Here is a 12,084-nt window from a genome sequence, read left to right as displayed (position 1 = left end):
CGGTGTCCCATGCCCCATGACACCGCACCCACAGCGTTGTTGTATTGGTTAACCTGAAATCAAATCGTTCAGACGGAAACCGGCGATGCGATGAATCTGTTCCAGCGACGTACGCAGCTCGGTGTCGCGGTCGTTCTCAACACGCTTGCTGAAGTTGTCGATGATTCCGTGGCGGTCGTAGCCGCGCACTGCCAGGATGAACGGGAAGCCGAACTTCTCGTTGTACTGCTCGTTGAGTGCCTGCAGGCGTGCGAACTCCTCTGGCGTGCACTGGTTCAGACCCGCGCCGCTCTGTTCGCGCGTCGACTCCGCCGTTAGCTCACCGCGCACGGCAGCCTTGCCCGCCAGTTCCGGGTGAGCACGGACGAGCTTGAGCTGCGGTGCTTCACCGGCCGCATCCACGGCATGCCGCATGGCAGCGATCAGCGCGTCGGCCGAGGCGAACGGGCGTTGCGTTGCGGTCTGTTCAGCCACCCATGGCGAGTGCTCGTAGATGCCGCCCAGGACTTGCACGAACTGCGATGCGTCCATGCCGTTGAGTTGGGAGAGGGTGTAGGTGGTCTGGCTCATGCTGTGGTGCTCAAAACGGGTTGCTTGGCCGGTTGTTGGCCGTATGGGTGGTTCTGCATCCAGTGCTGCGCGATGTCGATGCGCCGGCAGATCCACACCTTGTCGTGTGATTGCACGTAATCCAGGAAGCGCTGCAGCGCGCGGAAACGCGCCGGACGGCCCAGCAGGCGGCAGTGCATGCCGATCGACAGCATCTTCGGCTGCGCCAGGCCGTTGGGGTCACCCTCTTCGTACAGCACGTCGAAGGCATCCTTCAGGTACTGGTAGAAGTGGTCGCCGGTGTTGAAGCCTTGCGGGCTGGCGAAGCGCATGTCATTGGTGTCGAGCGTATACGGCACCACCAGGTGCGGCTTGCGCTCGCCACCCGAGACTTCGACTTCGGTCCAGAAAGGCAGGTCGTCGCCGTAGTAGTCGGCGTCGTAGGCAAAGCCGCCGTGCTCGACCACCAGGCGGCGCGTGTTGGGGCTGTCGCGGCCGGTGTACCAGCCCAGCGGCGCGTTGCCGGTCAGCTGGCGGATGATCTCGACGCCAATGCGCATGTGTTCGCGCTCGGTGGCTTCGTCAACGTTCTGGTAGTGGATCCAGCGCCAGCCGTGGCAGGCGATTTCGTGACCGAGATCGACGAAGGCTTGTGTCACGTCCGGATGGCGCTGCAAGGCCATCGACACGCCGAAGATCGTCATCGGCAGGCCACGTTTCTCGAACTCGCGCAGGATGCGCCACACGCCCGCACGCGAGCCGTATTCATAGATGCCTTCCATGCTCATGTGGCGAGCAGGGTAAGCGGCCGCACCGATGATCTCGGAGAGGAACTGCTCCGAGCCCGCATCGCCGTGCAGCACGCAGTTTTCACCGCCTTCTTCGTAGTTGAGGACGAATTGCAGTGCTACGCGCGCGCCACCCGGCCACTTTGCATTGGGCGGGTTCTTGCCGTAACCGATCAGATCGCGCGGATAGTTATTGTTTGTCATGGTTTTTTCATGTCGAGGAGACTTCATACAACACCGGTCAGGCAGTGGAATGAGACTTTCCAAATTCACGACATCACGAATAGATGTTGTTCCCGTGATTGCATGGCCCAGCCGCTTGAAAGTTGCTGGGCTCGTGCCGTTGCGGGAACGCCGCAGAGCTGCGGGCAACGTCGTGAAACAGGCAAGGCGCCATCACGTCAGGCCGGAACTGCCCGGGCAGCCTGCGCCAGCTCCAGCGCGAGCCTGCGGTGAACCGTGAGATGGGCATCGAGTTCCAGCGTGGTCAGGCGGCCATCTTCGACGACCACGCGCCCGTTGATCACGCTGTGCGCCAGGTTGGACGGGGCGCAGAACACCAATGCGGCAACCGGGTCGTGGTCCGCACCAGCAAAGCTGACTTGATGGCGGTCGAAGCTGACAAAGTCAGCCGACATGCCGGGGGCGAGCGCGCCGATGTCGTCGCGGTTGAGCACGCGGGCGCCGCCGAGCGTGGCGATTTCCAGCGCCTCACGCGCGCTCATGGCGGCGGGACCGAAGCCGACGCGGGCGAGCAGCATCGCCTGGCGCGTTTCGCCGAGCATGTGTGCGCCGTCGTTCGAGGCGCTGCCATCCACGCCCAGGCCGACGGGTACGCCGGCGTCCCGCATGGTGCGGATCGGCGCAATGCCTGAGGCCAGACGCATGTTCGAACATGGGCAGTGCGCTACGCCCGTACCGGTGCGTGCGAACACGTCGATGCCGTGCGCGTCGAGCTTGACGCAGTGCGCATGCCAGACATCGCGGCCGACCCAACCGAGGTCTTCCGCATACTCGGCTGGCGTCATGCCGAACTTCTCGCGCGAGTAGGCGATGTCGTTATCGTTCTCGGCCAGGTGGGTGTGCATCGACACGCCGTAGCTGCGCGCGAGCTTGGCCGATTCGCGCATGAGATCGCGCGAGACCGAGAAGGGCGAGCACGGCGCCACCACCAAGCGCAGCATGGAGTGGCGATCGGCGTCGTGCCAGGTTTCGATCAAGCGCTGCGTTTCCTTGAGGATGGCTTCTTCGCCTTCGACCACGCGGTCCGGCGGCAGGCCGCCCTGGCTGCGGCCGACACTCATGCTGCCCCGTGCGGCGTGAAAGCGCATGCCGATCTGCTGCGCGGCTTCAATCGAATCATCGAGCCGGCTGCCGTTGGGGTACAGGTACAGGTGGTCGCTGGAGGTTGTGCAGCCCGAGAGCAGCAGTTCCGCCATTGCCGTGAGCGTGGATACACGCACCATCTCGGGCGTGAGGCCCGCCCACACCGGGTACAGATTCGTGAGCCAGCCGAACAGCTCGGCATCCTGCGCAGCGGGCAGCGCGCGCGTCAGGCTTTGATACATATGGTGGTGCGTGTTGACGAAGCCGGGCGTGACCACGTGGACACGCAGTTCCATCACACGCACGTTGGGCTGGCCGATGGCATCGCGATACTGCGCGGGCAGATCGGCCGTGGCGCCCACCCATTCGATCACGCCACCGCGCGCCACCAGGGCGCCGTCGGGGATCTCGCGGCGTTGCGCATCCATCGTGACCAGCACGTCGGCATGACGGGCAATCAGGAGCGGGTCGCTGTGCGCGACAGTGGCGTTGTTCATGCAGTTACTCCGTGCCGTGAGTGTTGGCAGCAGCGTCGCGCATGGCGTGCTCGGCCGACTGCATGCCGTTGTAGTAGAGGTTCAGCGTGACGGCGACCAGCGTGCCCAGCACGATGCCGCTGTGCGTGACTGGCTCCAGCCAATGCGGCAGGTACTGGAAGAAGGTCGGTGCCAGCGTCGGGATCATGCCGAAGCCAATCGAGATGGCCACGATGAACAGGTTGTGGCGGTACTTGTTGAAATCGATCGAGCCGAGGATGCGCACGCCCGTTGCCGCCACCATGCCGAACATCACGATGCCCGCGCCGCCCAGCACGAAGGAAGGCACCGAAGCCACGATGTGCGCCATCTTCGGGAACAGGCCCAGCACGATCAGGATGATGCCGCCCATGGCTGCCACGAAGCGCGAACGCACGCCCGTGACGGTCACCAGCCCCACGTTCTGCGAGAACGAGGTGTACGGGAAGGTATTGAACAGGCCGCCGATCACGGTGCCCAGGCCGTCAGCGCGCAGGCCGCGGGTCAGGTCATCGGTGGACAGCTTCTTGCCGGTGATCTCGGCCAGGGCCAAGAACATACCGGTCGATTCCACCAGCGTGATCATCATCACGATGCACATCGAAGCGATGGCGCCAAAGTGGAAGGTCGGCATGCCGAAGTGCAGCGGCGTGATGACGGCCACCCAGTCGGCATCGCCCATGCCGCTGAAGTTCACCTTGCCGAAAGCCATGGCGATGAATGTGCCGATCACGATGCCCAGCAGCACGGCGATGTTGCCGATCAGGCCTTTGCCGTACTTGGTCAGCAGCAGAATGATGACCAGCACCGCCGCCGCGATGCCGAGGTTGCCCAGGTTGCCGTATTCCAGATTCGGTACGGTTTGCAGTACGCCGTCGACCACCGCTTTCTTGGTCGGCTGGCCGCCAGCGGCCCAGTTGATGCCCACGCCCATCAGCGACATGCCGATCAGCGTGATGACGGTGCCTGTTACGACCGGTGGGAAGAGCCCCAGCACACGCCCCATGAGCGGCGCAACGATGATGCCGAATATCCCCGCCGCGATCACCGCGCCGTAGATGCCCAGCAGACCGATGGTGGGGTCGGTACCGATGGCGATCATCGGGCCGACGGAGGCGAAGGTCACACCCATCATGACCGGCATGCGAATACCAAACTTCCAGATGCCGAACGCCTGGATGAGCGTGGCAAGACCGGCAGCAAACAGGTCGGCGTTGATCAGGAAGGCCATCTGCTCTTTGGGCAGATGCAGTGCACCGCCGACGATGAGCGGCACTGCCACGGTGCCTGCATACATCACCAATACATGTTGGAGGCCCAATGCGAGCAGGCGGCCGTAGGCCACGCGCTCATTGGTCAGATCCGCCGTGGGGGCGGCGAGGGTGCTGCTTGCCATATACGTCTCCTTTGGGTGGTGAGCCGGACGGGCGTCCGGCTTGTGGCGGCCGGCCTCTGTCGTGCCAGCTCGCCCAATACAGCAAAACCGGTCCTAGACTTAGCCTTTCTCGCCGCTGCCACGCGGGCCCAATACCGAACGCAGATCGAAATCAGCGGGCGCCTCCGGGCGCACGCGGTCCGCGCAGCATTGCAAGTGCTGGGCCATGTGGGCCTGGGCAGCGCTGGCGTCACCGCGCTCCAGTGCGTTGAGGATGTCGAGGTGCTCGTCGAACGAGCAGGCGTTGTTGCCCGGGGCTTCGACGCTGGCGATCATCAGCGTGGTGCGCGACACCAGTCGCCGCATCATCTCGACCACCAGCGGGTTGCCCGACTGCTCAGCCAGCGCAACGTGGAACTCGGCCGACAGGCGAATCCACCGCGGGCGATCGTGTGTCACGAAGGCCTGGCGCTCCTGCTTGACGAGTTCCATCAGGGGTGCGATGGCAGCCTTGGGGTTGGCACTGTTGCCAACCTTGTCAAGCACCGCGCGCTCGAGGATCTGGCGCAGCTCGAACATGGCGTGCGCTTCGTCGATCGAAGGGGCGGCAATGAAGGCGCCGCGGTTCGGCTCCAGATCAACCAGGCCATCGGCGGCCAGTTGGGAGAAGACCTTGCGCACCGTATGGCGTGCGGTGGCATAGATTTCGCAAAGCGCATGCTCCGTCAGCTTGGTGCGCGGAGGCAGACGGTGCTCCATGATCGCATCGTAGATCTCGTGGTACATCCGCTCTTCAACCGACATGCGCGTTGCTCCCGATGCTTTGGCGCCAGGCTTGGACGTCGTTTCTGTGGAGACCAGCTTGAGATTCTTGGACATGGCAGACCTGTCTTTCAGTAGTGCAGCGCCGCATAAGCTGCTGCGAAAATCTGTTGACAATTATTCGTGGGCGCCTTCAATATTGTCAACAAAATGCGTTCAGGAATCCGACAAACTAGGGAAATCCCTGTTTCGAGTCCGGTCTAGGGACACGGCGGAAGCACGGAGTCGGACCCCGAACGAGCGACGGCTTTGCCGGTTTGGCATGTCCCCTCCAGTCTGGGTAACAGGCATGGGGGGCAAGCGTAAACCGGCTGGACGCGCGCCGGGATGCGTGCTCAGCACGTACCGAGCGGGCCCCGACGCCAGCCCTTGTCACGCAAGGGTTTGGCGCGAGGTGCAAGTGGAGGCAGCGGCGCTTCTGAAAATTCGAACTACAGAGGAAGACAAATGGGACGCTTGACTACCCATGTGCTCGACACCGCTGCAGGCACGCCGGGTCAAAACCTGGCGATCGCTCTGTTCAAGATTGTCGACAATCAACGCCAACCGGTGAAATCGGTTCGCACCAATCACGATGGCCGTTGCGATGCGCCGCTGCTGGAAGGCGACGCGCTGCAGACCGGCGTCTATGAGCTGGACTTCGCGGTGGGCGACTACTACCGCGCAGCCGGCGTCAAACTTCCCGAGCCCGCGTTCCTGGACGTGGTGACGCTGCGCTTTGGCGTGGCTGATACCAGCGCGCATTACCACGTGCCGCTGCTGGTGTCGCCGTGGTCGTATTCGACCTATCGCGGTAGCTAACAGGGCAGGGAGTCATCATGGAAGGTTATATCCTCGACTGGGCCAACCTCTTGCTGCGTTGGCTGCACGTGATCGTCGCGATCGCGTGGATCGGTTCGTCGTTCTACTTCGTCTGGTTGGATAACAGCCTGACCAAGCCGACCGCACCGGACCTGAAGGACAAGGGCGTCGACGGCGAGCTGTGGGCCGTGCACGGCGGCGGGTTCTACAACCCGCAGAAGTACCTGCTGGCACCAAAGCAACTGCCGGATCATCTGCACTGGTTCTACTGGGAGTCGTACTCCACCTGGATGTCGGGCTTTGCGCTGCTGACGGTGGTGTACCTGTTCAACGCCAACGTCTACATGATCGACCGCAACGTGTTCGACATGTCGGCGACGACGGCGGTGCTGCTGGCGCTGGGCTTCCTAGTGGTTGGCTGGCTGGTGTACGACACCATCTGCCGTGTGTTCGGCAAGAACGATCGCGTGGTGGGCATTCTGGTGGCGATCTATGTGGTGCTGGCGGCGTTTGCGGCGTGCCACCTGTTCTCGGGCCGCGCGGCATTCCTGCTGATCGGCGCGATGATCGCGACCATCATGAGCGCCAACGTGTTCTTCTGGATCATCCCGGGGCAACGCAAGGTGGTGGCTTCGCTCAAGGCCGGCGAGAAGCCGGACCCGATCCACGGTAAGCGTGGCAAGCAGCGCAGCGTGCACAACACGTACTTCACGCTGCCAGTGCTGTTCGCGATGCTGTCGAACCACTACAGCATGACGTACGCCTTCAAGTACAACTGGGTTGTGCTGGTGCTGATCATGCTGGCAGGCGTGCTGATCCGTCAGTTCTTCATCCTGAAGCACAAGGGCGTGGTGAACTGGGCCTATCCGGCAGCCGGCGTTGCAGTGCTGCTGGGCGTGGCTGTGTGGCTGGCGCCGGTGCAGCGTCCGGCAGCCCCTGTGGCAGAAGCACCGGCAGCGGTAGTGCCCGCAGCAGCGGCAGAAGGTGGTGCTTCTGCGCCTGCTGCAGCCGCTCCGGCAGCCGCTGGCGGTTCGGACTTCGCCAAAGTACAGGCAGTCGTTACCGCGCGGTGCTACCAATGTCACTCGGCGCATCCTACTCTGATGCCTTCTCCGGCTAAGGGCGTGTTGCTCGATACGCCGGACCAGTTGTCTGCGCACGCACAGCTCGTCTACCAGCAGGTGGTGCAACAGAAGCTGATGCCGCTGGGCAACGTCACGAACATCACCGACGACGAGCGCACGATCATCGCCAAGTGGTTTGAAGGCGGCGCCAAGACCAACTGAGGCGCTTGCCAGAGCAAGAGCAACAACAGAAACGGTTTATCGGAGCATGTCATTCGTTCCCTAGCGGGTGACATGACCGGTGAGGGTTGAACGGGGCTAAGGCCCCGTTTTTTTTCGCTCCGAGAGTTTGTCTACGGCGCTTCTGTGGGACCGATCTCGATACCGCTATACGTGTTTTGCAAGTGCGACTTGAGGGCGGTGTCTCGCCCCCACCTCGAGTAGTTGCTGCGAAGCTGTAAGCAGGCGCCGAGCGCCTTTGATCTGCACTTACTTGCCGACGCCCAACAACGCCAACACCCCCAGCGCCAAAAAGATCAACGCCGCAATCCGGTGCACCAGCTTGATCGGCATACGCGAGGCGAACTTGTTGCCCATCAACACTGCCGGCACATTGGCCAGCAGCATGCCGATGGTCGTGCCAGCCACCACCGAAACCACGTCGTTAAAGCGCGCTGCCAGTGCCACGGTGGCGATCTGCGTCTTATCGCCCATCTCCGCAAAGAAGAACGCAACGATGGTGGTACCGATGATGCCCAGGCCGCGCGTGTCTTTCGGTGCCTCTTCGTCGTCGAGCTTGTCCGGGATCAGCATCCAGCCGGCCATGGCGATAAAGGCGGCGCCGAGAATCCAGCGCAGCACGTTTTCACCGAGCACATGCGTAATCCAGCCGCCGACGGCGCCGGCGAGCGCGTGGTTGACTAGCGTGGAGACGAAGATGCCGATGATGATCGGGACCGGCTTGCGAAAGCGCGCAGCCAGCAGGATCGACAGCAGTTGGGTTTTGTCGCCGATTTCAGCGAGCGCGACGATGCCGGTGGAGACGAGGAAGGCTTCCATGTTGTGGTGGTGTCCGGGCCGTATGCGAACCAATGACGCACCGCTGCCGGCCCTATCCGCAGAGGTGTGTCATCGGTCTCGCCAGGCGCGTCACCGTCGAATCCACTCCCGATCCCACTGCACAACCCGATCTTGAACCTGCGATGCCCACCGTACCCATGTACGGTTGCGCTTCTCGGTCCAATCTCGGGCTGCTCGCTACGGATCGTGAGCAGATTCGGGTGCGGCTGACCACGCCATAACCGTCAGTCATTGCGACGACGGTCAAGTCTGTTGACGTGGCCCCCAGGGTATCGACCCCGGGCGGCTACTCCCCAATGGAAGCGTGGATTATAAGTGGATCAGGCGTTGGCGCCAACCGCAAACTTGGCCGGCTCGCCTTGGATGTACGTGGCGGATACGGCACGATCTTCGCCCAGCAGCGCGAGCGAGAACAGCAGTTCTTCCAGCGTTTCCGAGCGCGCGTTGCGGCGTGCCAGCAACGGCGTGGCGGCTGGGTCCAGCACGATGAAATCGGCTTCCGCTCCCGGGACGAAGCTGCCGATGCGGTCTTCCCAGCCCAGTGCCTCGGCAGCGCCGCGCGTGGCCAGGTAGAACATGCGCAGTGCGGTCAGGTGATAGCCACCCATGCGCGCAACCTTGTGCGCCGTACCCATCGTGCGCAGCATCGAGAACGAGCTGCCACCGCCCACGTCGGTGGCGAGCGTCAGCGCCAGGCGGTGTGCATCATTCTTGTGGAAGTTATACAGGCCGCTGCCCAGGAACAGGTTGGACGTGGGGCAGTGCGCCACGGCAGCGCCGGATTCCGCCATGCGTTGGCGATCACTGTCGTCCAGCCAGATGGCGTGGCCGTAGAAGGCACCCTTGCGCAGCAGGCCGTAGCGGTCGTACACGTCCAGGTAGCTGCGTGCGTTCGGGAACAGCTCGGCCACCCACTTCACTTCGTCCGGGTTTTCGGCAACGTGGGTCTGGATGAAGACGTCCGGGTACTGCCTGGCCAACTCGCCGGTGGCCGCCAGCTGTGCTTCGCTCGAGGTGGGCGCGAAGCGCGGCGTGATGGCGTAGGCCAGGCGATCCTTGCCGTGCCAGCGCGAGATCAGATCCGCCGAATCACGTGCGCCGGATTCCGCCGTGTCTTGCAGGTATTCCGGGCAGTTGCGGTCCATCATCACCTTGCCGGTAATGAGGCGCATGCCGCGCTGCTGCGCTTGGCTGAACAGCGTCTCGGCGGAGCCGCGATGCACGGTGCTCCACACCATCGCGCTGGTCGTGCCGTTGCGCAGCAACTCATCGAGGAAGAACGAGGCGACGCCCGCGGCGTACTGCTCGCTCTCGAAGCGGCGTTCTTCCGGGAAGGTGTACGTCTCCAGCCAATGCAGCAGCCCAGGCGACGGGGAGGCGATCATGTCCGTCTGCGGGAAGTGCACGTGCGTATCGATAAAGCCCGGCACGATCAGCTTGCCGCTGTAGTCGTGCAGTTGGGTACCAGCAGGGAGGTTCTCGCGCAGAGCGGCGTAGTCGCCAGCTTGCACGACTTTGCCCCCCATGACCACGAGCAGGCCGTCTTCCCAATACTCATAGGCATCGCGCTCGCGATACTGCGGATCGTGCAGGAAATGCAGCACACGGCCGCGGTACGCGTGAACGGTGTTGGAAGTCGGAGGCATGGTGGTCATCTTTGTTTCGTGGGCGCGGTGTGTGATTTAGTGCGTGTGCTTCCAGTGGTCGTCGACCTTGGCAAGCCACATCGTTTTGTCCTGCTCGGGCAGGAAGGACGCCTCGAAGCTGTTGCGCGCGAGCGCATGGGCGTCGGCGGCGGACAGGTTCAGGGCGTTGAAGGTGGCGAGCCAGTTGGTGTTCATGTAGCCGCCAAAGTAGGCTGGATCGTCGGAGTGCAGGGTCACTGCGCATCCTGCGTCCAGCAATTGCTTGAGCGAGTGATCGCGCAAGTCGGGGTAGACCTTCAGTTTCTCGTTCGACAGCGGGCAGACCGTCAGCGCGATGCGCTCGGCGGCGAGGCGCTTGACGAGTGCGGCATCGTCGATGGCCCGTACGCCGTGGTCGATGCGCTCCACGTTCAGGATGTCGAGCGCGTCGATCACGTATTGCGCCGGGCCTTCTTCACCCGCGTGGGCGACCAGGCGCAGGCCGAGCTTCTTGCACTCGGCAAACACGCGCGCGAACTTCTCCGGCGGGTTGCCGCGCTCGGACGAATCCAACCCCACACCGATGATCCGGTTGGCCGGGTCCTGGATGTAGGGCAGGGCGGCTTCCAGCGTGGCGAACGCATCTTCCTCGCTCAGATGGCGCAGGAAGCAAAGGATCAGGCTGCTGGAGAAGCCATGCTCGCGCTCCGCGTCATCCAGGGCGCGGACGATGCCGCCGATCACCACGTGCATTGGCACGTTGCGCGCGGTATGCGTCTGCGGGTCGAAAAAGATTTCGGCGTGGCGGACGTTGTCGGCAAGCGCACGCGCCACGTAGGCGGCGGTCATGTCGTAGAAGTCCTGCTCGGTGAGCAGCACGCTGGCGCCTGCGTAGTAGAGGTCGAGAAACGATTGCAGATCGTCGAAGGCGTAAGCCGCGCGCACTTCTTCAACGGAGGCATACGGCAGCTTGACGCCGTTGCGCTCGGCCAGCGCGAACATCAGTTCGGGTTCGAGCGAGCCTTCGATGTGGATGTGCAGTTCGGCTTTCGGGCTGGTGGCGATGCGTTCTGCAAGGGTGGGCGAGAGCGGCATAATCAGACGGGTGTGGGGACGCGGTAAGGGACCGCCGCTCCACCGCTGGCTGTGGTGAGCGCGTGCTGCTGAAGCTCACGCACCTGCAGGAGTTGGGCGACGACGGATACTGCAATGATATCCGGCGCCTTATCCACGATGCCTGCCACGCCAATCGGGCACACCATTTCCGGCAAGCGTGCCGGGTCCACACCGTGCTCCACCATGCGGTGCTCGAAGCGGGCGCGCTTGGTCTTGGAGCCGATCAGGCCGAAGTAGGCAAAGTCCGTGCGGCGCATGATGCGTTCGCACAGAGCGAGGTCCAACGCATGGTTGTGCGTCATGACCAGGAAGTAGCTGCCGGCAGGCGCGTTGTCGATCACGGCTTCCGGCGTATCGGTGGATTCGATGACGACGTTCGCCGGTACCTCGGTGGGGAACGGGAACATCGCATCGCGTTCGTCCACCCACGTCACGCGGCAGGGCAGGTGCGCGAGTGCACGCACGATGGCGTGGCCGACATGGCCGGCACCGCACAGCACGATCGACATGTCGGGTGGCAACACCGTTTGGGTGAAGCCGCTGGCGTCGAGCGTAACGCCTGCTGCTGCCGCATCACCGATCGTTGCTTCAACAGGCATAGCCGCGTCAGCGGAGACAAAACGGCGCAGGCTGCGGCGCTGGCGCATGGCGTCGTCGGCCAGGGCGATCCACTCCGCGTCACGTGCGTCGAGGCGCTCCAGCGACAGGCGCACCACGCCGCCGCAGCACTGGCCCAATGCCGGGCCGAGTGGAATGCGAACGAACTGGCGGCGGGCGTCGCCAATGGCTTGGGGTGCATCCATCATCGCTTGCGCGATTTCCATGGCACGCCATTCGAGATGGCCACCGCCGATGGTGCCGAAGAACCCGTCGGTGCACACCAGCATGAGCGTGCCCGGCTCGCGTGGGGCGGAGCCTTGCACGTCCGTCACCGTGACCAGCACGCACGGCTGCCCCGCTTGCACGGTGGCAAGCACGTCGGCAAAACGGAACGGGCGCAGTTGCGTGTGGTCCATGACGGTC

At 63.4% G+C, this 12,084-nt stretch carries 11 protein-coding genes and 1 riboswitch; of the genes, 2 read left to right on the top strand and 9 right to left on the bottom strand.

Annotation, left to right across the window (positions count from 1 at the left end; genetic code table 11):
- Positions 1 to 48: 48 nt before the first annotated feature.
- The 5 genes from uraD to R2N11_RS00710 all read right to left on the bottom strand — a co-directional run bounded on the left by uraD (position 49) and on the right by R2N11_RS00710 (position 5,432).
- Positions 49 to 570 (bottom strand): 2-oxo-4-hydroxy-4-carboxy-5-ureidoimidazoline decarboxylase, encoded by a 522-nt coding sequence (gene uraD / locus R2N11_RS00730; protein WP_316679789.1) that lies wholly within the window; start codon positions 568 to 570, stop codon positions 49 to 51.
- Positions 567 to 1,541: an allantoinase PuuE gene (puuE, locus tag R2N11_RS00725; protein ID WP_199029125.1), complete on the bottom strand. Its 975-nt coding sequence runs from the start codon at positions 1,539 to 1,541 to the stop codon at positions 567 to 569. The genes uraD and puuE overlap by 4 nt, the downstream gene beginning before the upstream one ends.
- Before the next feature lie 197 nt (positions 1,542 to 1,738).
- Entirely contained in the window at positions 1,739 to 3,160 is a 1,422-nt protein-coding gene (locus R2N11_RS00720) for an 8-oxoguanine deaminase (RefSeq protein ID WP_316679788.1), read from the bottom strand.
- 4 nt (positions 3,161 to 3,164) lie between these two features.
- A complete protein-coding gene (locus R2N11_RS00715) occupies positions 3,165 to 4,574 on the bottom strand; it encodes a nucleobase:cation symporter-2 family protein (RefSeq protein WP_199029129.1) in 1,410 nt (469 codons plus the stop codon).
- A gap of 99 nt (positions 4,575 to 4,673) precedes the next feature.
- The gene (locus R2N11_RS00710; RefSeq protein ID WP_316679786.1) at positions 4,674 to 5,432 is read right to left on the bottom strand and encodes a GntR family transcriptional regulator; all 759 of its coding nucleotides are present in this window, start codon (positions 5,430 to 5,432) and stop codon (positions 4,674 to 4,676) included.
- A gap of 390 nt (positions 5,433 to 5,822) precedes the next feature.
- Between R2N11_RS00710 and uraH the strand changes: the two genes are divergently transcribed.
- Together uraH and R2N11_RS00700 are read left to right on the top strand one after the other, a co-directional pair.
- Positions 5,823 to 6,176 carry a hydroxyisourate hydrolase gene (gene uraH, locus R2N11_RS00705; RefSeq protein WP_199029134.1) on the top strand — a complete coding sequence of 118 codons (354 nt, stop codon included), beginning with the start codon at positions 5,823 to 5,825 and terminating at the stop codon, positions 6,174 to 6,176.
- Positions 6,177 to 6,193: 17 nt separating this feature from the next.
- The gene (locus R2N11_RS00700) at positions 6,194 to 7,462 is read left to right on the top strand and encodes a urate hydroxylase PuuD (protein WP_316679785.1); all 1,269 of its coding nucleotides are present in this window, start codon (positions 6,194 to 6,196) and stop codon (positions 7,460 to 7,462) included.
- 267 nt (positions 7,463 to 7,729) lie between these two features.
- On the opposite strand, the gene R2N11_RS00695 is transcribed toward R2N11_RS00700, so the two are convergent.
- From R2N11_RS00695 to xdhC, 4 genes are all read right to left on the bottom strand, one after another.
- Entirely contained in the window at positions 7,730 to 8,299 is a 570-nt protein-coding gene (locus R2N11_RS00695; RefSeq protein WP_316679784.1) for a TMEM165/GDT1 family protein, read from the bottom strand.
- Between the two features lie 210 nt (positions 8,300 to 8,509).
- A riboswitch (yybP-ykoY riboswitch) is annotated at positions 8,510 to 8,627 on the bottom strand.
- 13 nt (positions 8,628 to 8,640) lie between these two features.
- Entirely contained in the window at positions 8,641 to 9,975 is a 1,335-nt protein-coding gene (gene guaD / locus R2N11_RS00690) for a guanine deaminase (RefSeq protein WP_199029146.1), read from the bottom strand.
- A 27-nt stretch (positions 9,976 to 10,002) separates the two neighbouring features.
- Entirely contained in the window at positions 10,003 to 11,040 is a 1,038-nt protein-coding gene (locus R2N11_RS00685) for an adenosine deaminase (RefSeq protein ID WP_316679783.1), read from the bottom strand.
- A 2-nt stretch (positions 11,041 to 11,042) separates the two neighbouring features.
- Positions 11,043 to 12,077 (bottom strand): xanthine dehydrogenase accessory protein XdhC, encoded by a 1,035-nt coding sequence (gene xdhC, locus R2N11_RS00680; RefSeq protein WP_316679782.1) that lies wholly within the window; start codon positions 12,075 to 12,077, stop codon positions 11,043 to 11,045.
- Positions 12,078 to 12,084: the final 7 nt, after the last annotated feature.

The organism is Ralstonia flaminis, from assembly GCF_958415495.1.
Classification (GTDB): domain Bacteria; phylum Pseudomonadota; class Gammaproteobacteria; order Burkholderiales; family Burkholderiaceae; genus Ralstonia; species Ralstonia flaminis.
The sequence above is the reverse complement of the archived record's forward strand: the minus strand, read 5'-3'. Positions and strand labels throughout refer to the sequence as shown.

Bases quoted from the DNA above. Each gene is read 5' to 3' on its own strand.
- uraD (WP_316679789.1), bottom strand. From the start codon at position 570: ATGAGCCAGACCACCTACACCCTCTCCCAACTCAACGGCATGGACGCA.
- puuE (WP_199029125.1), bottom strand. From the start codon at position 1,541: ATGACAAACAATAACTATCCGCGCGATCTGATCGGTTACGGCAAGAAC.
- R2N11_RS00720 (WP_316679788.1), bottom strand. From the start codon at position 3,160: ATGAACAACGCCACTGTCGCGCACAGCGACCCGCTCCTGATTGCCCGT.
- R2N11_RS00715 (WP_199029129.1), bottom strand. From the start codon at position 4,574: ATGGCAAGCAGCACCCTCGCCGCCCCCACGGCGGATCTGACCAATGAG.
- R2N11_RS00710 (WP_316679786.1), bottom strand. From the start codon at position 5,432: ATGTCCAAGAATCTCAAGCTGGTCTCCACAGAAACGACGTCCAAGCCT.
- uraH (WP_199029134.1), top strand. From the start codon at position 5,823: ATGGGACGCTTGACTACCCATGTGCTCGACACCGCTGCAGGCACGCCG.
- R2N11_RS00700 (WP_316679785.1), top strand. From the start codon at position 6,194: ATGGAAGGTTATATCCTCGACTGGGCCAACCTCTTGCTGCGTTGGCTG.
- R2N11_RS00695 (WP_316679784.1), bottom strand. From the start codon at position 8,299: ATGGAAGCCTTCCTCGTCTCCACCGGCATCGTCGCGCTCGCTGAAATC.
- guaD (WP_199029146.1), bottom strand. From the start codon at position 9,975: ATGACCACCATGCCTCCGACTTCCAACACCGTTCACGCGTACCGCGGC.
- R2N11_RS00685 (WP_316679783.1), bottom strand. From the start codon at position 11,040: ATGCCGCTCTCGCCCACCCTTGCAGAACGCATCGCCACCAGCCCGAAA.
- xdhC (WP_316679782.1), bottom strand. From the start codon at position 12,077: ATGGACCACACGCAACTGCGCCCGTTCCGTTTTGCCGACGTGCTTGCC.